General features: G+C 41.5%; 23 protein-coding genes and 2 pseudogenes. 22 read left to right on the plus strand and 3 right to left on the minus strand.

The features are described 5' to 3' along the window. Positions 1 to 80: 80 nt before the first annotated feature. The 6 genes and pseudogenes from JX304_RS03190 to JX304_RS03215 all read left to right on the plus strand — a co-directional run bounded on the left by JX304_RS03190 (position 81) and on the right by JX304_RS03215 (position 5,455). A complete protein-coding gene (locus tag JX304_RS03190) occupies positions 81 to 419 on the plus strand; it encodes a nucleotide pyrophosphohydrolase (protein WP_205011228.1) in 339 nt (112 codons plus the stop codon). Then, entirely contained in the window at positions 416 to 2,146 is a 1,731-nt protein-coding gene (locus JX304_RS03195; protein WP_205011229.1) for a DUF2075 domain-containing protein, read from the plus strand. The genes JX304_RS03190 and JX304_RS03195 overlap by 4 nt, the downstream gene beginning before the upstream one ends. An 82-nt stretch (positions 2,147 to 2,228) precedes the next feature. Continuing rightward, positions 2,229 to 3,092 (plus strand): Rpn family recombination-promoting nuclease/putative transposase, encoded by an 864-nt coding sequence (locus JX304_RS03200; RefSeq protein WP_205011230.1) that lies wholly within the window; start codon positions 2,229 to 2,231, stop codon positions 3,090 to 3,092. A gap of 2 nt (positions 3,093 to 3,094) precedes the next feature. After that, positions 3,095 to 3,391 (plus strand): annotated as a pseudogene (locus JX304_RS03205) (hypothetical protein); the annotation flags it as partial. A 153-nt stretch (positions 3,392 to 3,544) separates the two neighbouring features. Next, entirely contained in the window at positions 3,545 to 4,468 is a 924-nt protein-coding gene (locus tag JX304_RS03210) for an L-lactate dehydrogenase (RefSeq protein WP_200772232.1), read from the plus strand. 384 nt (positions 4,469 to 4,852) lie between these two features. Then, positions 4,853 to 5,455 carry a nitroreductase family protein gene (locus JX304_RS03215; protein WP_205011232.1) on the plus strand — a complete coding sequence of 201 codons (603 nt, stop codon included), beginning with the start codon at positions 4,853 to 4,855 and terminating at the stop codon, positions 5,453 to 5,455. Positions 5,456 to 5,598: 143 nt separating this feature from the next. Here the strand turns inward: JX304_RS03215 and JX304_RS03220 are convergent, their stop codons facing one another. Next, complete coding sequence (locus JX304_RS03220) at positions 5,599 to 6,294, minus strand: VIT1/CCC1 transporter family protein (protein ID WP_205011233.1); 696 nt, start codon at positions 6,292 to 6,294, stop codon at positions 5,599 to 5,601. A gap of 179 nt (positions 6,295 to 6,473) precedes the next feature. On the opposite strand from JX304_RS03220, the gene JX304_RS03225 reads away from it, so the two are divergent. Further along, positions 6,474 to 7,325, plus strand: a complete 852-nt coding sequence (locus JX304_RS03225; protein ID WP_205011234.1) for a VOC family protein — start codon at positions 6,474 to 6,476, stop codon at positions 7,323 to 7,325. A gap of 73 nt (positions 7,326 to 7,398) precedes the next feature. Here the strand turns inward: JX304_RS03225 and JX304_RS03230 are convergent, their stop codons facing one another. Next, entirely contained in the window at positions 7,399 to 8,793 is a 1,395-nt protein-coding gene (locus tag JX304_RS03230; protein WP_205011235.1) for an MFS transporter, read from the minus strand. Between the two features lie 321 nt (positions 8,794 to 9,114). On the opposite strand from JX304_RS03230, the gene JX304_RS03235 reads away from it, so the two are divergent. From JX304_RS03235 to JX304_RS03260, 6 genes are all read left to right on the plus strand, one after another. Continuing rightward, on the plus strand, positions 9,115 to 10,407 hold the full coding sequence (locus tag JX304_RS03235) for a PTS transporter subunit EIIC (RefSeq protein WP_205011236.1): 1,293 nt from the start codon (positions 9,115 to 9,117) through the stop codon (positions 10,405 to 10,407). After that, positions 10,394 to 11,251, plus strand: a complete 858-nt coding sequence (locus tag JX304_RS03240) for an alpha/beta hydrolase (RefSeq protein ID WP_205011237.1) — start codon at positions 10,394 to 10,396, stop codon at positions 11,249 to 11,251. Before JX304_RS03235 ends, JX304_RS03240 begins: the two co-directional genes overlap by 14 nt. Positions 11,252 to 11,334: 83 nt before the next feature. After that, positions 11,335 to 12,453, plus strand: coding sequence for a DUF4767 domain-containing protein (locus tag JX304_RS03245; protein ID WP_205011238.1), 1,119 nt, complete (start codon positions 11,335 to 11,337; stop codon positions 12,451 to 12,453). A gap of 216 nt (positions 12,454 to 12,669) precedes the next feature. Next, a complete protein-coding gene (locus JX304_RS03250; RefSeq protein ID WP_205011239.1) occupies positions 12,670 to 13,224 on the plus strand; it encodes a hypothetical protein in 555 nt (184 codons plus the stop codon). 329 nt (positions 13,225 to 13,553) lie between these two features. Then, entirely contained in the window at positions 13,554 to 14,321 is a 768-nt protein-coding gene (locus JX304_RS03255) for an ABC transporter ATP-binding protein (protein WP_205011240.1), read from the plus strand. Further along, positions 14,314 to 16,317: an FtsX-like permease family protein gene (locus JX304_RS03260; protein ID WP_205011241.1), complete on the plus strand. Its 2,004-nt coding sequence runs from the start codon at positions 14,314 to 14,316 to the stop codon at positions 16,315 to 16,317. The genes JX304_RS03255 and JX304_RS03260 overlap by 8 nt, the downstream gene beginning before the upstream one ends. 553 nt (positions 16,318 to 16,870) lie before the next feature. Here JX304_RS03260 and JX304_RS03265 read toward each other — a convergent pair. After that, the gene (locus JX304_RS03265) at positions 16,871 to 18,835 is read right to left on the minus strand and encodes a peptide ABC transporter substrate-binding protein (RefSeq protein ID WP_205011242.1); all 1,965 of its coding nucleotides are present in this window, start codon (positions 18,833 to 18,835) and stop codon (positions 16,871 to 16,873) included. A 249-nt stretch (positions 18,836 to 19,084) separates the two neighbouring features. Here JX304_RS03265 and JX304_RS03270 point away from each other — a divergent pair, with 249 nt between their 5' ends. The 9 genes and pseudogenes from JX304_RS03270 (at position 19,085) to JX304_RS03310 (ending at position 24,641) form a co-directional block, all read left to right on the plus strand. Continuing rightward, the gene (locus JX304_RS03270) at positions 19,085 to 19,414 is read left to right on the plus strand and encodes a PadR family transcriptional regulator (RefSeq protein WP_205011243.1); all 330 of its coding nucleotides are present in this window, start codon (positions 19,085 to 19,087) and stop codon (positions 19,412 to 19,414) included. Then, the gene (locus tag JX304_RS03275; protein WP_205011244.1) at positions 19,408 to 20,208 is read left to right on the plus strand and encodes a hypothetical protein; all 801 of its coding nucleotides are present in this window, start codon (positions 19,408 to 19,410) and stop codon (positions 20,206 to 20,208) included. The genes JX304_RS03270 and JX304_RS03275 overlap by 7 nt, the downstream gene beginning before the upstream one ends. Next, entirely contained in the window at positions 20,205 to 21,035 is an 831-nt protein-coding gene (locus JX304_RS03280; protein WP_205011245.1) for a hypothetical protein, read from the plus strand. Before JX304_RS03275 ends, JX304_RS03280 begins: the two co-directional genes overlap by 4 nt. Before the next feature lie 108 nt (positions 21,036 to 21,143). Further along, entirely contained in the window at positions 21,144 to 21,380 is a 237-nt protein-coding gene (locus JX304_RS03285) for a DUF2829 domain-containing protein (protein ID WP_000141913.1), read from the plus strand. Then, complete coding sequence (locus tag JX304_RS03290) at positions 21,373 to 22,071, plus strand: 3-oxoacyl-ACP reductase (protein WP_205011247.1); 699 nt, start codon at positions 21,373 to 21,375, stop codon at positions 22,069 to 22,071. The genes JX304_RS03285 and JX304_RS03290 overlap by 8 nt, the downstream gene beginning before the upstream one ends. Before the next feature lie 9 nt (positions 22,072 to 22,080). After that, a complete protein-coding gene (locus JX304_RS03295) occupies positions 22,081 to 22,560 on the plus strand; it encodes an NUDIX hydrolase (protein ID WP_205011248.1) in 480 nt (159 codons plus the stop codon). Positions 22,561 to 22,567: 7 nt separating this feature from the next. Continuing rightward, the gene (locus JX304_RS03300; protein WP_205011249.1) at positions 22,568 to 23,299 is read left to right on the plus strand and encodes a GNAT family N-acetyltransferase; all 732 of its coding nucleotides are present in this window, start codon (positions 22,568 to 22,570) and stop codon (positions 23,297 to 23,299) included. Between the two features lie 38 nt (positions 23,300 to 23,337). Beyond that, a pseudogene (locus tag JX304_RS03305) lies at positions 23,338 to 24,241 on the plus strand (putative PEP-binding protein). Beyond that, a complete protein-coding gene (locus JX304_RS03310; protein WP_205011251.1) occupies positions 24,183 to 24,641 on the plus strand; it encodes an ASCH domain-containing protein in 459 nt (152 codons plus the stop codon). The pseudogene JX304_RS03305 and the gene JX304_RS03310 overlap by 59 nt, the downstream one beginning before the upstream one ends. The last annotated feature ends 181 nt before the right edge of the window (positions 24,642 to 24,822 follow it).

Below are 24,822 nucleotides of genomic sequence, written 5' to 3' on the forward strand. Positions count from 1 at the left end.
CAAAATGCTTTGAAAACGTTAATTTATTTCCCAAACATGCTATAATAATAGGAGATTATGCACAGGAAAAGGATAGACGGATGAAAGAATTAATCGATTTAATTAATCAATTTAGAGATGAACGTGACTGGAGAAAGTTTCATAATGAAAAAGATTTGGCTATTTCGATTTCATTAGAAGCAAGCGAATTATTGGAACTTTTTCAATGGAAACAATCAGATGAGGTAGTTGAAAAGTCATTACAAGAAATCAGAGAAGAGCTTGCAGATGTTTTTATGTATTCCTTTATGCTTGCAGATAATTTAAATCTGGATGTAGAAGAAATTATAAAAGAGAAAATTGACATAAATTCAAAAAAATATCCTGTAGAATTAAGTAAAGGAAATAATAAAAAATATACGGACTTGGAGAAAAAATGAGTAAGATTCAACCACCCGTAGTCATAGAAATCGATTATTCAAGTCGAACATTTGATCAATTAAAAGAAACGATTGCACCAAAACATTCTAAGCTTATTTTTGATTATCCAACTGTATATATCGTAAATGATGAAACTAAAAATAAGTACAGCGTATATGTTGGGGAAACAACAGATATCATTCGAAGAACAAATCAGCATTTGTCAGACGATATAAAGAAGGACAGAGAAGACTGGCGACAATTTGAACAATCCAAAACATCGAAAATGTTTGTTATTGGGCACAACCATTTCAATAAATCTTTGACATTGGATATTGAGAATAGGTTAATGCTCTATCTTTCAAGTGTTGACCAAGTTGAACGGGTTCAGAATAGAAGAGGAAATCCTCAAAATCAATATTATACTTCTGAGGAGTTAGACGAGATTTTCTCAAAGATATGGAGATCTCTAAACAATAAAAACCGTTATTTATTTCCAGCTGAAAGTTTTATTCGAAATTCGGCGATCTTTAAATCTTCCCCATTTCACAAGTTAACGGATGAACAAGTAAAGGCCAAAAACGAAATATTGCTCAAAATCACCTCTGTCATTAGTAAAAATGAAACAGGAGTTTTAATTTTAGTAAAGGGTGATGCTGGTGCAGGAAAAACAGTCTTGATGAGTTCTCTCGTTGACGATTTATTGAATTCTGAAGATACACAGATGATTCGTGAAAACAATGATATCAATTTAGTTGTGAATCATGATGATCAACTCAGTGTTTACCAAGAAATTGAGAAAAAATTGGAATGGAAGAGTGGATCGAATATTAATGTTGTGATGAAACCGACTCAATTTTTGAATGCTCTGAAAAAAGAAAATAGCGATGCTGGAATTGTAGTGGTTGATGAAGGCCATTTATTATTGACTGCAAAAAATCAAGCTTATTTAGGTGGGAATCATTTAAATGATTTACTTGCTAAATCAAAAGTAGTTGTCCTTGTTTATGATGAGAATCAGATCATGAACAAATCTCAAATATGGACAGATGATTCTTTCTTGAAATTAGAACATGAAGCCAATTTAAATGGAAATCTCATTACACTACGTAATCAAATGCGTATCCATGCAACAAAGGAAACAGTAGAGTGGATAAGAAATCTGATTGATGTTGGAGTTGTAAATAAGGTTCCAATTGATAATGATTATGATATTAGAGTTTTTGACTCACCTGAGGAACTACAAAAAGCAATCATAGAAAAAGATGATGATCAGAAATTAGGTATTTCTCGCTTAACAGCAACTTACGATTGGGAATATAGCAGCAAATCGAAGCCAACAGATTCTGATTATTGGTGTGTTCGTATCGGGGACTGGTCTTGTCCATGGAACAGACAACTTGCAAAAGAAAAAGACTCCAAGCATTTATCCTGGATAGAACAGCCTCAAACGATTCATGAAGTTGGGTCAACTTTTACTGTTCAGGGATTTGACCTAAATTATGTGGGAGTCATCATTGGTCCCTCAGTAAAATATAGAGATGGTAAAATTATTTTTGATATAAGTGAAAGTAAAAATAAAAGTGCTGTTCAAAACAGAAAACTTGAATCTGGTGAAATGATAAACTATGGAGAAACATTATTACGAAATGAGTTAAATGTTTTGCTGACACGTGGAGTAAACGGTTTATACGTCTATGCCGTAGATGAAGAACTCCAACAAGCATTAAAAAATGCAGCAAAATAAGATGCTTCATACTTCCCAAATTTTTTTCGAATAATATAGATAGAGGGACCTTCCCTCTATTTTTTATCAAAAAGGAGCAGGGATGCAGAAAAGACACGCGCATGTATCGCCGACCTTGGACATCATGGCCAAGAAGATTTTTAGTTTGCCGGAGGTGACGGCGGCTTTTATTCGAGACATTTTGGAGCTGGATGTGGCGGACGCTCAGATTGTGGAGGGAAGCCAGCCCCATAGCATGGCCTATGAGGAGGATGACTTGTTCTCCACTGCGGTGGATGTGAGAGCCAAGCTCCATGATGGGACCGAGGTGATCATCGAGATCCAGATTCGCAAGCAGCAGTATTTCTTGAACCGATTCCATTATTATCTGGCCAATCAGCTGGTGGAGAATGTACAAAAACTGCGCCAGCAAGGACAGACACATAAGATGTACGAGCAGATGGAGCCTGTCTATGGGATTGCGATTTTGGAGAAGTCGCTCTTGCTGGACGAGGAGGCAGCCATCAACAAATACTGGCTGACCAATAGCCGGTCTGGCAAGCAACTCAAGGCCTATTATAAAAATGGCAAGCACCAAAATCTTCTGCAGGTTGCCTTTTTAGAGCTAGACAAGTATAATAAAGATGAGAACCTGACAGATGCAGGTAGACAGTGGCTGGAGTTTTTTGGGAATCTTCCCTTTACAAAAGCTCCCAGTCAGGCCGTTGCCCACGCAGATTCATTATTAGATTCATCTAGCTGGACCAAGGAGGAGAAGACCATGATAGACGAGCGTATTCGTATTCAAGAAAATTATGATATGACTCTGGAGACGGCGATTGATGAAGCGCGTGAAGAAGGTCGTAAACAATTGGTATGCGAGATGGTCTCACGAGGAATGACACCTGAGCTTATCTCGGATATGACGGGCTTAACCATTGAAGAGATCAAATCTATGTTAGCGTAAGATCTAGCTGGACCAAGGAGGAGAAGACCATGATAGACGAGCGAATTCGGATTCAAGAAAACTATGATATGACCCTGGAGACAGCCATAGACGAAGCGCGCGAAGAAGGTCTGGAACAGGGTCTGGCACAAGGCTTGGAACAAGGTCTGGAACAAGGTCTAGAACAAGGTTTGGAACAAGGTCGTAATGAAGAACGTCTGCAGTTAATCCGCAAAATGATCTCACGAGGAATGATGCCTGATCTTATATCGGATATGACGGGTTTGTCCATTGAAGAGATTGAGTCCCTTCTTTCCTGAGTCCTAAAAAGAGGCACTGCCTCTTTTCCTTTTGAAAAAAACTTGGAAATTTTTCTATTTTTTTCATCCGGCTTGCTGGAATTGTGGTAGAATAGAGTCAACAAAGAGCTATCCTCACCAACAGTGTGATCGATACTAGAAAAGAGGATTCTGATGACAAGAAAAATTGGTATTATTGGTTTGGGTCATGTGGGTGCAACCTTGGCTCACAGCATGGTTTTGAAACATACTTGCGATCATTTGGTCTTGATTGACACGAATGAAAAAAAGGTCAAGTCGGATGCTTTGGACTTTTGTGATATGGTTGCCAATACAGGTTATCCAGTGCATATCACGGTCAATGATTATGCTGCTCTTCAAGATGCGGATGTGGTAGTCTCTACTCTGGGAAATATCGAGCTTCAGGCAAATAACACGAATGATCGTTTTGCGGAACTTCCATTTACCAGTAAGCAAGTGGTACAAGTGGGACGTGATTTGAAAGCTTCTGGATTCCACGGTGTCTTGGTCGTGGTGACCAACCCGGTGGATGCGGTGACGCAACTCTACCAACAATACACGGGTCTTCCTAAAGAACAAGTCATTGGGACAGGAACATTGCTGGATACCGCTCGGATGAAACGCGCCGTCGCTGATCGGTTGCAAGTGAATCCTGCTAGTGTCTCTGGCTATAACCTTGGTGAACACGGAAATTCTCAATTTGTCGCTTGGAGCCAGGTTCGTGTCAAGGGACATGCGATCACGGATCTCTTCTCACAAGAAGAGCTGGATGCTATCAACTATGAATCCTTGCGAGGTGGCCACACTGTCTTCTTTGGTAAATTCTATACCAACTTTGGGATTGCAGCAGCAGCGCAACGTCTAGCAGAAGCTGTGATCAATGACAGCCATGAAGAAATGCCTGTATCCAATTATCGTCCAGAATATGGAACTTACCTGGGTTACCCAGCGATTGTTGGGCGCAAAGGAATTGTCGAAAGAATTGACTTGCAGTTAACAGAAGAAGAAAAAGAAAAATTGCTCCATTCAGCTGAAACCATCAAAGAAAATACACGAAAAGGTTTGGAGCATGCATAGCCCCAACGGTCTAAGAGGCTATTGAAGGTTGCAGATAAAGGAAACAGTGTTTCGATTCTTATAGGTCATCTTAGAGCTAAAACGTGAAGAAAGATTTGAGAAAGGCTGATCCGCAACCGGAAAGTTGTGTTAGAGCAATCAACCGCTAGGTCATACAGTTCGTTCTATCAACCATCGAAGAGGCTAGGACAAAAGTCCTAGCCTCTTCTTGTTTTTGGATTGTCGAGCAAGACGCAGTGGTTGAGTGGGGTCTCATCGTAGATCTTACTTAGTAAATTTCATAAAAGTTAGTGAAATCTGAGTTGTAATAGTTGACATTACATTTCAAATCCGTATAATAGTTTGTGTAATAAAAAAAGTTACAACAGAAAAGAGGAACTCACAATGACAAACTTTACTGACTTACAAACAAAACGCCGATCAATCTATGCATTAGGAAAAGATGTGGAACTTTCAAACCAAGAGTTGATTGAAACCATTCAAGGAGCAGTTCTCAACACACCAACTGCCTTTAACTCCCAAACTTCCCGTGTAGTGATTTTGTTGGACGATGAATCAGATGCTTTTTGGAAGGAAATTGCCTACTCAGAACTGGAAAAAGTGACACCTGCAGAAGCTTTTGAAGGTACAAAACAACGCTTGGCTGGTTTTGCCCAAGCCAAGGGAACTATTCTCTTCTATGAAGATCAAGAGGTGGTAAAAGGGCTTCAAGAGCAATTCCCTCTGTATGCGGACAATTTCCCAATTTGGTCAGAGCAAGGTCACGGCATTGCTCTTTATGCAAGTTGGTTGGCTTTGGCTGAAAAAAATATCGGTATGAATGTGCAACACTACAATCCACTTGTGGATGACCAATTGGCTGAAAAATATGCGATTCCAGCCAACTGGAAACTTCGTGCTCAAGCACCTTTTGGACAAATTCTAGCACCAGCTGGAGACAAAGAGATCCAGACAGAAGGACGTTTCAAAGTCTTTGGCGACCAATAAGAGACTTAGAAATCGCATTCCTTAGAAAATAATTGCATGAAAAAACGCATGATAATAAGGTTCCTAAGTACCTGTTATCACGCGTTTTTTGGTTTTTTAAAATGATTAGAGCATGCAATCTCAGTTACAGGAACATGCTCGAATTAGAGAGTAAAGAGTTGTCCGAAGAAGTAAGTCACAGCCATGGTGAGGAGGCCAATGATCAGGTTGCGTAGCATGGCCTGTTTGGTTGGGGCTTTTCCCAGTTTCGCACTGGTATAACCAGTGAAGATCAGGGATAGTCCAACAACGAAGACTGTCACTGGAATGCGATAGGCAGTTGGAAAGAGAATGATAGAGAGCATTGGAGGAAGGGAACCAACAGAAAAAGCAAGGAAGCTAGATGCAGCAGCATGCCAAGGATTGGTAAACTCCTCATATTCGATACCATATTTCTCTTCGACCAGGGCTTTGAGGGGGTGTTTGAGAAAGGCGCGCTCTGTCAAAATTTTTGCGGAAGTTTCGCATTCTCCATTTTGAAGATAAGCATGGTAGAGAGATTCTCTAGCTAACTTTGGATCGCGATCCAAGAGGGCTTGTTCGCGGTTCACAGCGGCTTCTTCCGTGTCTTTTTGTGTGGAAACAGAGACATATTCACCTCCCGCCATCGAAAAGGCACCTGCCAGAATAGCCGATAAGCCAGAAAGAAATATGATCCAGACGTTTGGTGTGGCACTGGCTACCCCGATAACCACCCCAGCAATAGAAATGATCCCATCATTAGCTCCGAGAACAGCAGCTCTTAAGATATTCAAGCGGTCGTTAAATGATTCATCTACTCCATGTTTTGTTTCAGTCATACTTGTCTCCTAATTTCTTATTTAGAATGATTATAAATAAATCTTAAAAAGAAAGCAAGCATTTTAACTCAAATGATAAAAGTTCGACAATTTAATGAAATATGAGTTGTCATCATTGACATTACAACAAAAAGAGGTATAATGTAATATATATAGTTACAACAAAAAGGAGAAAGAATATGGTATACGCCTATCGTAGCAAGATTCATTTAGCAGAAGTGGCCTTACAAGTGAAAGACTTGGAGCGTCAAACAGCTTTTTATACACAAGTCATTGGACTCTTGATTTTGTCTCAAACAGATCGGGAAGTTATTTTGGGAGCTGGGGGAAAAGCCTTGGTGCACCTGATTCAGACGAATCGTGAGGAAACGGTTAAGTCCAGTTATGGCCTTTACCATATGGCCATTTTGTTGCCATCTCGTGAGGATCTAGCAGATGTGTTTAAACACATTGCGGAATTGAACGTTCCCTTTGTCGGGGCGGCAGATCATGGCTATAGCGAAGCTCTTTATCTGGAAGATCCGGAAGGAAATGGCATCGAACTCTATAGAGATAAACCTGTCACTGACTGGGATATCCGGGAGGATGGCCGCATTATTGGGGTGACAGAAGAACTCTCTGCGCAAGAAATTTATGAAATGGGTCGTCAGGTGGATCCCTTTGTCATTGCTAGGGATACTCGAATGGGGCATATTCATTTATCGGTCAAGGATAGCAAAGAAGCGTCGTCTTTCTACCAAACAGTTTTGGACCTAGATGATAAGTTTACCATTCCATCTGCTAGCTGGATTGCTTCAGGAGACTACCACCATCATTTAGCGGTCAATGAATGGGGTGGCAAGCACTTAGCTAACCGTGAAAAAGAACTGCCTGGCCTTGCCTACTATGTGGTAGAAGTAGCAAGCAAGGATGACTTGGTTGCCATAGCAGAGAGGGCAAAAGGAAATGGCGCTCCTGTCAGCTGGATGACCTCTAGTGAGTTGACGTTTCAAGATCCTGATGGTATTGTAACGAGAGTAAGAAAAGGATAAGAAAAGAGAGTAGGACAGAAATCGGTCATTCGTTAGAATTCGATTTCTGTCCTACTCTCTTTGATGAAAAAAGTTAGTTCGTTTCATTTTCTTTTCCCACGACCCAAAATAAGAGAAGGAGTTGGAAGATGGCCAAGGCAAATAAGACCATGAAACCGTTGCGACTGCCTTTAGCAGTGGCTTGGATAAAGTCCATCTTTTGATTGGCTTGGCTCATGGCAACGATCAAGGAAGCCAGGGTTGTTCCAACAGCACCAGCAAATTGTTGCAAGGTATTAAAGATCGCATTGGCATCGGGTTGCTCTTCCAGAGAGAGTTGTTTTTGTCCGTTGGTCATGATATTGCCAAAGGCAAGCCCCATACCGGTCATGAAGATCATGTAAAAGATGAGGATCAAACTATTTGATAGCTTCAGGGCAAAGAGGGTGAAGTGAAAGTGGGCCAAAAGGATGAAAGCAGCTCCAAGAAGAATCGGTTTGCGGGCCCCCAGTTTATCTAGAATCATACCGGAGAAAGGAGCAAAACCAGCTCCAATGAGGGCGCCTGGAAGCAACATCAGAGCTGCAAGCGTAGTGCTCGAGTGGTTGACCAATTGGACGTAATTCGGCAAGAGGAAACTCAAGGCAAGGGAGCCCAATTGGAAGGTGAAAAAGGCCAGAAGGTGACCAGTGAGGAAAGGGTTCTTTAAGATAGCTAGGTTGATAATAGGAGTTTCCAACTGATTAGATCGCCAGACCAAGAGGACCAGTCCCAAGATCCCGATCACTAGCCAACCAAGTACGAAGAAACTCAAGAAAGGATGATCTGCCAGGCCATGAATGCCCAGAATCAAACCGACAAATAAGGCAATAATAGAAAAGAGGCTCATCAGATCAAGAGATTCCCGCTTGACCTTACTCATCTGCTCAATGGAGCGAAGCCCTGCAACTAGCGAAGCCAGAAGGATCGGGAATTGCACCAAAAAGATGGAGCGCCAACCGAAGGTGGCCGTCAAAAGACCACCGACAGTTGGACCGATGGCTGGAGCGATGGCTGTAATCAGGGTACCCACTCCCATCATGAGACCGATTTTTCGTTTTGGAACCTGCTCCAAAATAATGTTAAACATCAGAGGAAGGGCAAAACCAACCCCCATTCCTTGGACCAATCGACCCAGGACAACAAAGCTAAAACTTGGGGCAAGGAAGTCAATGAGAACACCTAAAACAGAGAGAAGGTTTCCAACTAAAAAGATGGCCTTCATCTTAAAGGAGCGCTTAAGATAGGCGGATAAGGGGACCACACAGGCGACCACTAGAAGATAGATGGTGGTAACCCACTGGACTGTTGCGGTATCGATCTCAAATTCCTTCATCAATATAGGGAAGGTGATATTCATAGCAGTTTCTCCAGCCACCCCGCAAAAGGAAAGGATCCCTGTCGCAAAGATCGCGAACAAGACCTTGGCTGAAATTTTATCTTGTGACATAGACGCTTGATTCCTCCTAAATCTTCCTATCATGTTGTAAAATGGAATGAACATCCATCGTAGCGATCTGATTTTCTGTCAGACTCGATTGCTATAAGTAGAGCAAGTCCGACATCAAAATGAGTTATCATTGTACTAGCTAAGAAATAGTATAGTGGAAATGAAGACCCCTGTCAAAGAGTTTTTGAAAAATTGCGAAAATTTTAAAAGTATTCTCAAAAGATGCTGTTTCTTCAAATGAAAGGGATTGCCCACCAGTATGATATAATAAGAAGAAATAAATAAACTTGAACCATTCCGGAAAACTAAACAGGAGGCCCTATGACCAAGTATTTTGTCCAGAAGTTTTTTTGGTTACGAGAAAAAAGTTTTATTCAGATTTCCCAGAAAACTCTCGTTTCCTTATTTCCATTTTTCCTATTTTCAGGAATTATTCGGGTGATTGCTCTATCCGTATTTTCGGATAGAGGTTATATTCATCAACTCTTTTCGATGGATAGTTGGTTACCATGGGATCAGGCCATGAGCCAGGTCCTCATTAATTTTTCTAACTTTCTAGGAGGTTTAGCAGGGCCTTTAGCGACTTACTTCGCTGGGAAATATACAGCTGGCCACTACGGGAGAAGTACAGGAACAGCTGGTGTTACAGCTCTTTTAGTCAGCCTCATTGTGGGTTCTCAGGAATTATTGGTAGGTCCACTCAATGATGGGCAACTGACGCGGATCAATCTCCCTGCAACGACCAATATTGTTTTGGCCATCTTTTTAGGTTATCTAATCGGACAGATCTTCCGCCTTTCTAAGGCAAGTGATGACCAGATTGTGGACAAGGATTTCATCTATCAACCCAAGACGGTACGCCCTATTTTCTTATCTTTGATTCTCGGTGTTAGTATCAATATACTTCTTATTTTGGGCTATCGTTTCAATGTTTTTCAGACCATTGGTCAGCTTTTCAGTTCTCTAACTGTCAGCAGTCATCATCTCTTGTCCACCTTTGTCATGGGGCTCTTCAGTGGCTTATCAGCCTGGGTGGGCAACAGTCAAGCTTTTGCTCTAAACTCAATTGAGGATGATAGTTTTGCGTTAGAAAATCTGACTTACGCTGTGACCCATCATACAACGACAGGGATTCCCCACCTCTATACCTTGACCAACTTGTACCGGAGCTTTGGGATGGTAGCAGGAGTAGGCGCCGTCCTGGCCCTTTTGGTAGCGATCTTACTGGTATCTCACAGTCAAAAGGACAGAAAAGTTAGTCTCCTCAGTATTTTTCCCGGACTCTTTAACAACGGTGCCCCCTTCATGGTAGGGATTCCGGTCCTTCTCAACCTGCTATATGTGATTCCCTTCTTATTGATTCCCTTGGTGAATATGGGGATCGCAGCGGTAGCCTTGTGCTTCAAACTGATGCCAGCGGCTGTCTATCCAGTGCCAGATGGGACTCCGAGCCTTCTCTATGCCTTTATCGGGACAGGCGGCAGTCTTCGGGCCCTTTTTGTCAGCCTGCTGTGTTTTGCAGTGGATGTGTTGATCTATCTCCCATTTGTTCGTATGGGGAATCGTATCCGAAAAGATCTAAAAGTGAAAGGAGAAAGCGATGAAAGTCTCTAAAAAAACCGTGATCGTCCTCACTTTGGTCAGTCTTTTCTTGATCGGTTTAGCCATTCCATCTTATAGTTGGACCAGAAAGAATGTATCAAAAATCGAGAAATTCTATAATTCAAAACTGTCTCCCATCATTATGATTCCGGGAAGTTCAGCGACAGAAAATCGCTTTGATGGTTTGGTTACCAAACTCAACCAAGATCGGCGTGGCACCAAACACAGCCTGCTCAAGGTCAAGGTCTGGAATGATGGCCGCATTACCTATAGCGGTAGTATTGATAACAAGGACAATGAACCGATTATCGTCATTGGATTTGAAAACAATAAGGACGGCTATAGCAATATCAAAAAGCAAGCCAAAATGGTCAATCAAGCCTTCAAAGCTCTTCAAGAAAAATACAATTTCAATAACTTTAAAGGGCTGGGGCATTCCAACGGTGGCTTGATCTACACAGCCTTTATCGAAAATTATCTGGGAGATTATGATATCGATCTGAAAACCCTCATGACCATCGGCACGCCCTACAACTTTACAGAGACCAATATTAAAAACAAGTCTGAGATGTTGGCCGATTTTATCAAGGGAAAAGAAGCCATTCCTAGTACCCTCCATATGTATTCAGTAGCTGGGACCATTACCTATGATTCAGATGAGTTAGTCCCAGATGCCAGTGTCTCTGCTGGGAAATACATCTATCAAAACCAAGCTGCTAGCTATACAGAAATCACTGTGACAGGTGAGGATGCCCAGCACTCGGACCTTCCAACCAATAATGAGGTGGTTGCCTTGGTGAAAGAGCATATTGAAAGTCAAACGGATCGTAGAAAGAATCCGAATAAAGAAAACTAAGTGTGAAGAAGGGATTCCTTCCTCACTCTTTTTTTAGTATAATAAATATTAGTATGAAAATAAGGGAGACTAAAGGAGATCAGATGAAAAGAAAACACTGGATGCAGTTGGGATTAGCGGCTTCGAGTATGGTCTTGTTAACAGGATGTTACCAAAGATACCAGCGCCAGTCCAGTCCTAAAAAAGAGATTGCAACTAGCCAGACTTCAGCAAAGAAACAAGCGAAAAAAGCAGACAACAAACAATTATACCAGTCTGTTTTTTCAGACTACCAAAAGATTTTTGCCACTTCAAAGGATTTGGATGCCATTTCCAAATTGAATGATGAATTAGCCAAAGAAGATCGGATGATCAATAGCTGGGTAATCGAGACTGTCATCAATCAGCCAGCAGCTGTTCGATATGCTTTTAAGGACCTAAATAGCGATGGAGTAGACGAGATGATCATCGCCAATCAGCAGAGTAATGGGAGCTACTTTGTGACGGGCGTCTATTACCTCAAGGACAAAAAGCCGACCTTACTAGCAGAAGGTTTCGTCGCTGGACACGGAGGAGCACGCAATGCAACAACGCTCTACAAGGGAGGAGAAGTCCTAGAAGTTAGCTGGTTGTCAGGGACGGGCCGTGGTGAAGCAGTACTCTCACGTCTCGAAAAGGCCCCACAGATGGCAAGTAAAGTCAAGGAAGAGGAAGTCCAGGTCCCTGGATCGGATCTCAATACCATTTTTGGCAAATCAGATGAAGAGAAACTCGATCTTGAGAGTTTTGATTGGCAAAGTTTTGACAGCACACCTTCAGGAAGCAATACCCAAAGTCAGGAGAAGAGGCCTTGGAATGCTGAAAAATCAGCCAAATTAGCGGACTTTATGAAAACCTGGGGTCAAAAGATGGGGCAACCCAATTATCAAAAAGGCATCGCAGGTGGTGATGTGGGAGCCGACAATCTTTATACTCTTGGGGACAATAGCAAGATGGATGCCATTTACACAGACACGGGTCAAGGAAATGCCAAGTACCGTATCGTAGAACGCTATAGCAATTGGGATAAGTATCCAGATGTGCATAGTTATTTCTTTGCCATTACTGATACAGGAGAGGGGATCGTCTTTCATTCCCCAACGACCAATGGTGGAAAGATGTACCTAAAACCAACGGACAACAAGGAACTTCAAGAAAAATTCACTCAATTGCTCCATGAATAGGGAAAGAGAACAAAGCCAGAGAACGATCTGTTTTCTAGCTTTTTTTATTCAATTATAGAATAAATATACAATATAAAATATTGTTATTTAGTAAATAAAAAATGTTAAAAGCTAGTAATAAAAAGCCTAGAGAGTTACTGGCTTTCTGTAAAATGGTTGACAGAAATGAAAAAATATTTTAAAATAAATTCAACCATACATTATAGGAGAATACAAATGAAAAAAATTCTTACAGCCGGTGTAGCACTTTTATCAGTTGCAACCCTAGCAGCATGTTCTGGTAAAACTGCTTCAGACTCAAGCAAAAACGCAAGTAAAGCTTCTTCTAGCAAAGTAGAAAAATCATCTACTTCAGAAAGCAAATCAAGCAGTTCATCAAAAACATCAAAATCTTCTGTTGATGTTCCAGAAGTTGTCTTGTTGACAGATGAAGAAATCGATAACGCCAAAACAATTGGTGATTTTAAAAATCTTTATGGTAAATTAGTAGATAGCTATAAAAAATACGCACAAGATATCGGTCAACAAATTCCAGAAGCACAGAGATCTGCTTACACTCAACAAGTAGAACCAGCTATCAAGGCTATGGATAACTCAAAAGCTCAATTCAATACCATGCTATCAAGTGCAGGTTCAGATGATACAGTTGTTCCTGAGCAAGGTCGTACACCTTTCTTGCAACAAATTAGAACAGCTCGTGACTCAATGACAAATATTCTTAAAGGTGTCTACGAATCTCTTGAGAAAGCTACCTCTTCATCAGCTGAATAATTCATAAATGAAAATAGAGAGTGGGACAGAAATCGGTCATTCGTTAGAATTCGATTTCGTTGTCCCACCTCCGCACAGTTGAGTAGGGCTGTAAAAGCTGATGGAATTAGCGTAGTAGAGCCCACTCAACCACTGCGTCTTACTCGACAATCCAAAAACAATTGAGAGGCTAGGACTTTTGTCCCAGCCTCTATTTTTGCTTTCTTACAAAAATGTAAGAAATAAAGAGCAAAATGTAAGGTTATGTTATGGTGAAAGCGTTCTTATTTTAGTACAATTGATTTGTAAAAAAACAATTGAAGCTCTTTCGAGCTAGAAAGGAATGGACCATGACCCTACTAGACGTTCAACACATCAAAAAGATCTACAAAACGCGCTTTCAAGGAACGCAGGTTGAAGCCCTAAAGGACATTCATTTTACCGTTGAAAATGGCGAGTACGTCGCCATCATGGGGGAATCAGGATCCGGGAAATCGACTCTCCTCAACATCCTAGCCATGCTGGACCAGCCGACGGAAGGACGGGTCTACCTCAATGGTACCGATACTTCAACTATCAAGAACAAGGATGCATCCAGCTTCCGTCGGGAAAAACTAGGCTTTGTCTTTCAAGACTTCAACCTGCTCGATACCTTGTCCGTCAAGGACAATATCCTTCTCCCTCTCGTCCTCTCACGCAGACCCGTCAAGGAAATGATGAGCAAGGTGGATAGCGTCAGTCGGGAATTGGGCATTCACCAACTTCTAGAGAAATACCCTTACGAAATCTCTGGTGGGCAAAAACAAAGGGTGGCTGTAGCACGGGCCATCATCACCTCACCTGAAATTCTCCTTGCTGATGAGCCAACAGGGGCGCTGGATTCCAAGTCTTCGGCTGCTTTGCTAGATGTCTTTGAAGATATCAATAGCATGGGGCAAACCATCCTCATGGTGACCCACTCAACCGCAGCGGCAGCTCGGGCCAAGCGCGTGCTCTTTATCAAGGATGGAATTCTCTACAACCAAATCTTCCGCGGGGAAAAAACAGAACGTCAGATGTTCCAAGAAATCTCGGATACTTTGACGGTTATGGCGGGTAAGGAGGATAGCGATGTTTAAATTAACTAGTAAATTAGCTCTTTCCAACCTCAAACAAAATCGTAAGCTTTATTACCCTTTTGCTATAGCTGTCATTTTAACGACTATGATCCTCTATAGCTTTATCGCCTTGGCATCGACCCCTCATCTAGAGGATTCTTACGGAGGGGGAGCGGCGAGAACTGTTCTTGGTTTTGGTAGTTTCGTCGTCCAGTTGGTCGTCATCATTTTGGTGGCTTATGCCAATGGCTATGTCATGAAAAATCGTTCCAAAGAACTGGGACTCTACAGTGTTCTGGGAATGGAGAAGAAGCACCTCCTCGTCATGACCTTATGGGAATTGCTTATCTTCTATATCCTCACAGTTGGAGCGGGGCTGGGCTTGGGTCTCTTGTTTGATCGCTTGATTTTTGCCTTGCTCTTAAAATGTATGGGACTTCCAGTCGTCATTCAATCAACCTTCCAGCTAGGAGCTGTCCTTGACACTTTACTTGGGTTAGCCTTAGCTTTTGCCCTCATACTTTTGCTGAATTCTTTCCGCCTCTTGCGCTACAGTTCCCTAAACCTCATGCAACAGAAAAAGGCAGGAGAGAAGAAGGGACGCTTCTTGCTGGTTCAAACTCTTTTAGGACTAGGGTTCTTAGGAATTGCCTTCTATTTGGCGCTAACCGTTGAGCGTCCAGTTGCAGCGGTTCAAGGATTCTTTATTGCTGTCATCTTAGTCATTCTGGCGACTTATCTCTTATTCAACGCAGGATCCATTACCTTCTTAAGAATGCTCAAAGGTCGGAAATCCTACTATTACAAGCCGGAGAATTTTATATCCGTCTCCAACTTAATAGCACGGATGCGAAAAAATGCAGCGGGTCTTGCGACCATTAGTATTCTTTCCACCATGGTCTTGGTCACCTTAACCGGGTCGCTCAATATCTTTATTGGAGGACAGAACTACCTAGATACTGTTTACCCTTCTGATTACATGATTAGTGTGGGGCATATGACTTCAGATGCTGAAACAGAACCAGTTATTGAGGATGTTCAAGCCCAAATTAAGAAAACAGCCGATGCGACACATCTATCAGATTATCAAGTGACTCAGACAACATACTGGTCGGCTGAAATTCGAAAGATTGATGGAAAGGTCTTAGAGGTGAATGACCAGTCCACTCCAGCAACTGATCAGGAGATGAAGACAGAGGGAACAGTCTATTTTTTTGATCAGGCGACTTACGAGCAACTGACGGGTCAAAAAGTTGAGCTTGGGGAAAATGAAATCCTAGCCTATGGGTATCAGTATCCAGGAAAATTAGATTCGCAATTAGAAATCAATGGGAAGACCTTCACGATTAAACAAAAACTAGATTCCAATTTTATCCAAGGAAAACTCCCTCAATCCGACCTGTTTCAACACCAAATGGGTTTGTACCTGGTCCTCCCTGACTTGAACCAACTGGGACTAAAAGTTGATAAAAATTTGGAATTCGCTATTACTGCAAAAGATAAAGAGAATCAAGATTTCATCAGTGGCTTGATCAAAGACCTTTATTCGACAGACAAAATGAGTCAATATGGTGCGACTTTCTTTGGTGGATTTGAACGATACAGCATAGAGAAAGAGTGGCGTGAATCAGCAGGGACTCTTCTCTTTATTGGGATTTTCCTATCTGTGATCTTTCTATTAGCCACGGTTCTCGTCATTTACTACAAACAGATTTCAGAGGGCTATGAGGACCGGGAAAATTTTGTGATTTTGCAACAAGTAGGATTGGACCAGAAGCAAACGGCTACTACGATTCGCAAACAGATTCTCACCGTCTTTTTCCTTCCATTGTTTTTCTCCTTCCTCTACCTAGGAGTGGCCTACAAGATGATTGCAAAAATCGTTGCTCTCTTAGGAGCGAACAATGCGGGCTTGGTCCTTCAAACAACCTTAGCAATCTGCGCTGTCTTTTTCATCTCCTATGTCCTCGTCTTTCTTCTGACTTCTAGAAGTTATCGGAAGATTGTCGTGAGATAGATTTTGAATCTATAAAAGATTGAGAAATGAATAAGCCGATAAGTAGACAAACTGTTTTTTACATAGAACAAGTTAAGTGTTGCGGAAAGAATTACAATAATGTATGTTATTAAGATTATTTAAACAGATACTGAAACTTTCCGCCGTGAGAAAAGAGGCTGGGACAAAAGTCCTAGCCTCTCAATTGTTTTTGGATTGTCGAGCAAGACGCAGTGGTTGAGTGGGCTCTACTTCGCTGATTTCATCAGCTTTTACAGCCCTACTCAACTTTGCGGAGGTGGGACGACGAAATCGAATTCTAATGAATGACCGATTTCTGTCCCACTCTCTCGGGAGTTTTGAGAGTAAAACAGTTCGGGGAACTGTTTTAGCCTGAGCCTAAAATTTAAAAAGCGAAGGGGTTCAAAACTAAGTTTTGGAACTTCCTGGATTGCTGAAATCATCCACTGGATAATTTCACCTAACGTCCGTACTCACCTAAGGAAAGTTTCAAAGATAGGTATTTCCTTAACTAAAAACACCGAGGATGTAATCCCCGGTGTTTTTATCGTGATTATTTCACGTGTTTTGCAAGTTCTTCTTGAGCTTTCTTGTTTGACTCTGCTTTATCTTTGAGCCATTGTTTGTAAGCTTTTTCGTAGTCAGCAGTTGTGACTGTCTTGTCTTGAACTTTTTGGTATTTGAAGAAGCTTGTTTCACCTTTAATACCAATTGCAGAATTTGCTGCTGAGAATGGGGTTACCTTGGTGATAGATGGAACTCCACCCTTAGAGTAGATTGGAAGAACCATAGCATTTTCTGTCAACCAAGCTTGAGCAGCAGCGTATTTTTCATAACGTGCATTGGTATCCAATTTTTCAGCATTGGCATCATCGAGCAAGGCTTTGTATTCGTTCAAACCAATTTTCTCGATGAGCGCTTGGTCTTTCTTAGGATCAAGTCCCATACCAGTCAAGGTTGAACCATCTGTTGGGTTTAAGATATCCAAGTAAGTAGATGGGTCTTGGAAGTCAGGTCCCCAACCAGTGATATCCATATCAAAGTCTTTTTGGTCTGGTGATTGGGCAAAGTAAGTAGCGTTATCAGCATCGTCTGTAGACAATTTTTGTACATCGATCACGACATTGTCTTTACCAAGGGCCGCTTCGATTGAGCTCTTCATAGAGTCTGCTTGTTGGACAAGAGCATTAGAAGATTGATCTACAACATAGTCGATATGGATTGGGAATTGAACACCTTGCGATTGCAATTCAGTCTTAGCTTTTTCAAGTTCTGCTTTGGCTTTATCCGCATTATGCAAGCTATCTTGAGCATCTGCGAAGCTAACACCTTTCCACTCATCTCCTGTTGCGGCAAGTTTTTCTTCAACGAGAGTACCGAAGTCTTTCCCGTCTGCTTGCACAAATGTCGGTGGAACTAGAAGGGTACGAAGGGTTTTGGTTGCTCCGTCTTTCCCGTTAACTTGAGCGCTGTAGGAAGTTCTATCTAAAGCAAAGTTCAAAGCTTGACGGAAGTTTTTGTTTTGAAGGGCTGTCTTAGTGCTGTTCTTTTGCTCATCAGATGTCTTCTTCGTATGGCCGTAGTTTTGACGGTTGACGTTGAAGTAAGCGTAGTAAACAGTAGAATCTTGTGGGGAATAAACGATGTTATCCTTGAATTTCTTCTCAATTGTACTGTAGGTTGAGCTTGTTGGGAAGAGGCGAGCAGTAGATAGGTTACCATCTGAGAAGTTACGAGCAAGATAGTCTTGGTCGGATCCATCGAAGTACGTTAATTTAACCGTATCGATGTGAACATTTTTCTTGTCGTAGTATTCAGGGTTTTTATCCAACTCAATTTGTGATTTTGAAGTGAAGGACTTCAAAATGTAGGCACCGTTGTAAAGGATACCATTTGGTTTCACGCTACCGAAGTCTTTCCCTGCTGATTCCAAGAATTTTTCATTGACCGGCATCATGGTAGAAGTGGTCAATTTAGAATTCCAGAAAGATTCTGGTTGGTTCAAAGTATATTGAAGAGTGTGATCATCAACAGCTTTGACCCCAACAGTTGAGAAGTCTTTGGTTTTTCCGTTCACATAATCATCCAAGCCTTTGACTGAGTTTTGAACCAAGTAAAGAGCATCGGATTTTTTATCGGCTACATATTTCAGAGCTGTCACGAAATCATGTGCAGTGACGTCAGCGTATTCATTTCCTTCTGAATCATACCACTTCGCGTCTTTTCGAAGCTTGTAGGTATAAGTCAGACCGTCTTTTGAAACGGACCAGTCCTCAGCAAGAGCAGGCACTAGGTTACCGTATTGGTCGTTTTCAAACAAACCATCGACCAAGTTGGTAGTAATGTCGCTTGTAGTTGAACGATTTGAAGTCAAATAGTTCAAGGAATCAGGGTCTGTAGCATACACGTAGTTGTAGGTTGTTCCCTTTGATGAGTTAGAAGATGAGCCACATGCAGCAAGGAAAAGTGTTGATGCTGCGGCTACACCTGCTAAGAGAGCAAGCTTAGATTTTTTCATATTCACAACTCCTTTTGAATAATTACGTTTATTATACTCCAATCAATTGCCAAAATAAAGTGTTTTTTGTACTTTTTTTGTATATTTACACACTAAAGGGCTGGAAAGCCTTTATTTTAAGGCATTTTTAAGGATTCAAAAAATTTTTACTATTATGCTTTACATACTAGTTAAGAAAGAGTATACTAAGAGTGAAAGGACTAGTATGTAAAACAAACTAGTAAGGTAGTAAACAAAGAGGTGAGAAGGATGAAAGAGTCCCAATTACTAAAGGGAATCCTGGAGGGCTGTGTGCTTGAGATTATTTCCAAAAAGCCCATTTATGGTTATGAATTGATCCAAAGTCTCAAAGAGATGGGATTTGACAAGATTGTTGCGGGGACCATTTATCCCTTGCTTCAAAAATTGGAGAAACAAGGGGTTATTCATGGGGAAATGAGACCATCTCCAGATGGTCCCGATCGCAAATATTTTTCACTGAGTGATGCTGGGAAAGAGCGCTTAGGGGAATTTTGGGACCAGTGGCAGGAGCTAGTTACAAAAGTAGAACGTATCAAGAAGGAGGGGGAAGAATGGTAGAAAGTTATACAGAAAAAATGTCAGATGAATTGATTCATTTAAATAAAGAGGATCAAGCCTATGTGAAAAAAATGGTCGCTTATATTGGGGCTAAGTCCTATTTTTATGATGATGAAGCACTCGGTGAACAGCTCTACAATATGGTTTGCGATCTAAAAGTTGCTGAGAAAGAAGGCATTCGAGCAGTGGATTATTTTGGAAAGGATCCACGAGCGATGGTGGATCAAGTGTTTGCTGAGTTACCTAAACGTTCTTTAGGATCTTATGTGGGACTCGTCTTCATCCTTGGAGTGATCTTAGTTGGCATGCGTTATTTAATGGATTTTACCTGGATGATGCCACTGAAAATACAACCCTTAACATATGTTGTCATTCTACTTAATTTCTTGGTATTCAATCAGTTCATCCTGTGGCTTTGGTCCAAACAGAGCTATGGAGAAATGAAGCGTCCTTGGGCTATTTTTATCAGTGTGATCAGCCTGCTAGTGTTTCTGAACATCGTACGACTATTTTCGACCTATTTTGGCCACATTGGGAGTATTTTCTTATCAGATGGTTGGGCGATTGCTCTTGCTGTCCTAGTCCTACTTGGGTTTGCGGTTATGGCTTATAGAAGTAGAGATCGTCTGATGTCGAGTCTGCTAGTACTGGGGCTGACTTTCCTTGTTACTGGATGCTGGATTCGTCTTGTGAATCAGGAAACTGCTCATTTAATAGGCTGGCTACTTCCTCTTATAGGACTAGTCCTGTTCCTCCTTGTATTTCGTCTCCAAAGAAAGGGGAAAGCAATATGACATCAGTTATTTATTATGAAGAAACGCAGGCTTTGGTTCAAACCTTTCGTCAGGAGGACCAAGCTTATTTCCAAGACCTCTGGGATTATTTCAATTTTGCCGGTTTCTTATATGAGGAGAAGGCTTTGAGAGAGCAGGTCTATAATCTAGCGCTAGATTTTTCGCAAGCAGGAGCGGATGGATTGACAGCAAAGGACTATTTTGGTCTCGATCCAAAGGAAATGGCAGACCAAATTATCGAGAATATGCCTAGAGAATCGGCTCGGTCTATTCTGCAATATGGGGCGATTGTCCCAGGAATAGTCATTTTTTATCGCCTCTTAAGTGATTTTGCTTCTCAAGCGGTCCTTGTGCTCAAGCCTCTAGTCTATTTTACCGACATCATTTTGGGACTCCTAGCAATTGGGCTACTCTTCTATCTCCTTCGTCGCCTCATTTTTGCAGAAGAAAAGTCGAAAAAAGCAATCCATGTGGCAATCGTTTTGGTTTTAGGATTCTATTTTGTCGGTGAAATAGTGGGCGTCCGCTTCTTGCCTGCTTTTGCTTGGTTGACAGTGCCGAATCCATGGGATACTCTCCTTATGACAGGGGCTAGTGGCGCCCTCATTTTGTGGCAGTGGAAAGAAGAGATTGGCAGAGCCTTCATCTTTCCTATCGTCGCCTTTTTAGTGGTTGGATTCTTACATCGCTGGACCTTGGCACAAGGGATTCAGAATCTTGGTACGACAGTTCTTCTGCCCACAGTGATCATTGGTATAGGATTGATGATTTACTATTGGTTTATGATTCGTGACTTGAAAAAGGACAAGGAGAAAAGTGGTGAATAGAAAGAAAAGGGGGAGGAAGCTCTCCTTTTTCTGTTGGAAACCAACGAGCAAGCCTGATTTTTGGTATAATGAAAGGTGTAACTAGGAATGATAATAAAGGAGAACACCATGACATTTGAAGAGATTTTACCAGGCTTAAAGGCCAAGAAAAAATATGTACGAACAGGATGGGGTGGAGCAGAAAACTATGTCCAATTGTTTGATACCATTGAGCAAAATGGAGTAGCTCTAGAAGTGACGCCTTATTTCCTCATTAACGTCTCTGGAGAAGGCGAAGGATTTTCTATGTGGAGTCCAACCCCTTGTGATGTCTTAGCGACAGATTGGGTGGAAGTCCATGACTAAACGAGTCTTGATTACGGGCGTAAGCTCCGGGATTGGCCTGGCGCAAGCTCGCCTGTTTTTAGAAAAAGGTTATCAAGTTTACGGAGTGGATCAAGGAGCGGATCCTCAGTTGCCAGGGGGTTTCCATTTTTTGCAACGGGACTTGACCCTAGATTTGACGCCGATTTTTGACTGGTGTCCTGAGGTAGACGTCTTGTGCAATACGGCTGGGGTCTTGGATGATTACAAACCGCTTCTTGAGCAAAGCGCTCAGGAGATTCAGGAGATCTTTGAGATCAACTTCGTGACTCCAGTAGAGCTGACACGGCATTATCTGACTCAAATGTTGGAGAAGAAGCAAGGGATCATCATCAATATGTGCTCCATTGCCTCCAGTCTAGCAGGCGGGGGTGGTCACGCCTATACCTCGTCTAAGCATGCTCTAGCAGGTTTTACCAAGCAGTTGGCTCTAGACTATGCAGAAACTGGCATTCAGGTCTTTGGCATCGCGCCAGGTGCAGTCAAAACTGGTATGACCGCAGCGGATTTTGAGCCAGGTGGTCTAGCAGACTGGGTAGCCGGTGAAACCCCCATCAAGCGCTGGATTGAGCCAGAGGAAGTAGCAGAAGTCAGCCTCTTTTTAGCTAGCGGGAAGGCATCCGCCATGCAAGGACAAATCCTGACGATTGACGGTGGCTGGAGTTTGAAGTAGGAGGATTTGATGGAAATCAAACATCACTTTGGGGTATATGGAGTTTGTCTTCAAGAGGGGAAACTGCTCTGTATTGAAAAAACAAGAGGCCCTTATCAACAGCGCTATGATCTACCGGGTGGTAGTCAAGAACTAGGTGAGGGACTGACTGAAACCCTCAAGAGAGAAGTTCTGGAAGAGACGGGCTATACGCTTAGCCGTTACTTAAATCCTAGGATTTATGATGTGCTGGTTCATGAAGAAGGGCAAGGCTTCGCAGTGCACCATATCATGGCCTTTTATGATATGGTACTCGATTTCGAACAATCTCAAAAACCACTTCTTCAGGAGGTTCATGATGGAAGCAATGATTCAGCAAACGTCATTTGGTTGAATTTGGAAGAAATTACCGAAGACAATGCCTCGCCTTTAGTATTAAAAGTGAAGGCAGAGTTACGAGGATTTCCTGAATTGGACAAGACCTCTTACACGAATTGGAAGGTAAAATAGAGGGATAATGGAACTATTTAAAACATGGAAGAAATATATGGTTCTCTATGGCCTTAAATCTCAAATCGGGACTGTTTATCGAAACAGTGATAGGACAACGAGTTTTTATGATATTGGGAATTTTCTATACCTAGCAGGGGAGTTGGATTCCAGATTTTGGGAAGATTTTGTTAGGCAATATGGTTTAGATGATAAGATTATTATTTCAGAAGACACTAAGTGGCAAGATTTTCTGCGTCAGAAAGTGGAGCTAATTTCTTTTACTCGCTATTCTTTTAAAGATAAGGCAAATTTTCAAGTTGAATTTCTAAATGATCTAGTTAGTCAGTTAGAGAAAGGTTGCAATATTGTGCCTATTGATAATCGTATTTATAACTGCCTTTCTGAGGAAGAATGGTCACAAGATTTACAGGGGGATTTTGAGTCCTACCAGGATTTTGCTTTAAAAGGTGGATTTGGCTTTGTGATTCTTAAAAATAATGAAGTGATTGCTGGGATTTCCTCAGGGTTAGTTTACCATGGAGCAGTTGAAGTGGAAGTTGCAACTAGACCAGATAAACAAGGAAATGGATTTGCTAAAAAACTTGGTGCTGCAATGATTCTAGAGAGTTTAAATAGAGATATATTTCCACTTTGGGATGCTCATAACGAGGCTTCCAAAAAAGTAGCAGAATTTTTAGGATATGAGTTAGTTGAACCTTATGAAGCTTTTGAACTAGAGGAAAGTGTCGTATACTGATATCTGATATTGTATCTTTTAAGACGAGGTGAATGAACATGCAAAATCAACTAGCTCTTAGTGGCGAAAAAATTGTTGAAAAAGTTTATCCCCATTTATTGCACAACGTCGGCTTGATTCGTGGGGAATACTTGTTGAGAGAACTAAACCAAAACATACTATTACCAAATTGTCAGCAATTCGTAAAAGATTATCTAAGCTCAATTTGCTCCTTATACTCAGATGAAGAAGTCTGGTATCGCTTTTCAGAGTTAACAAATGCAGAAGCAAATATTCTAGACGGGACTAAAGAGTATTTTGACGAACGCCACCCCTTATTTGGATACAGAGGCATCAGGCGTTTGTTGGCGTGTTCAGATGAATTTCAGGCTGAGACAAATGTTGTTACAGAAGTTTTTCAAACTAATCCCAATCTGTCTGTTGTTTTTCCTTTTGTCAATGGTGCCGAACAATTAAAACAAGCTATTACAGTATTACGTCAGTATGGTTTTACTGGGAAAGTCGGCACGATGATTGAATTACCATCAGCTTATTTCGACTTGGACAGGATACTGGAAACGGGCATTTCAAAGATTGTAGTTGGAATGAATGATTTAACTTCTTTTATTTTTGCGACTGTAAGAAACAGTCAATGGCATGATATGGAAAGTCCCATTATGTTAGAAATGCTGAGACAGATGCAGGATAAAGCAAGGATGAAAAAGATAGATTTCGCTGTAGCAGGCTATCTGAATACTTCTTTCATACAAAAAATGAATCAGATGGGTATCGAATGTATTCTCCATTACAGCTCTATTCCAGAGATTTTTGATTTAGAAATTGACCATCCAGACCATCTTAAACGTATAAAAGAAGAAAGTAAAAAATTACAAAGGAGCAACCTATGACACCTCAAGAAATGTGGAATGCCTACAAGCAAATGAACCCCTCAATTGGAGATGAGATAGATGCCTGGGCCTTTGGAGTGGATCCAGACCTTTTAGCGGATCTGGTCTATAAAGGCGAAAAAACAGCAACAACCTCAGCCTACGACCTCTATGCAGTGGAGGATGAACCTCTTCCGCAAGAAGGGTCCTTTGATGTTGTTTTAGACAGTCAAGATCAAGCTGTCTGCATTATCGAAATTACCAAGGTTTCTGTTCAGCCTTTCAAACAGGTTTCAGCCGACCATGCCTATAAGGAAGGTGAGGGAGACAAATCTCTGGCCTATTGGCGTCAGGTTCATGAAGATTTTTTCAAAGACTGCTTTGGAGAAGCGGGTCTGACGTTTACACCTGACAGCAAGGTTGTTTTAGAGGAATTTCGCAAGGTTTATCCATTGCAGGACAAGCTTAGAATGTAGACAAATTATTTCAAAATAAGTTAAGCGATTCTGAAAAGAAATAAAAATTGTTCTATTTATTAGAATGAATCAAAAAATCCCGAAACTTTCCGCTGTGAGAAAAGTTCCTGAAACAATTTAGTTTCAGGAACTCGGAATTATTGAGACCTTAGGCTCAATAATTAGTCATGGAACTTCGAAG

The organism is Streptococcus parasanguinis (assembly GCF_901875555.1).
Lineage (GTDB): Bacteria > Bacillota > Bacilli > Lactobacillales > Streptococcaceae > Streptococcus > Streptococcus parasanguinis_H.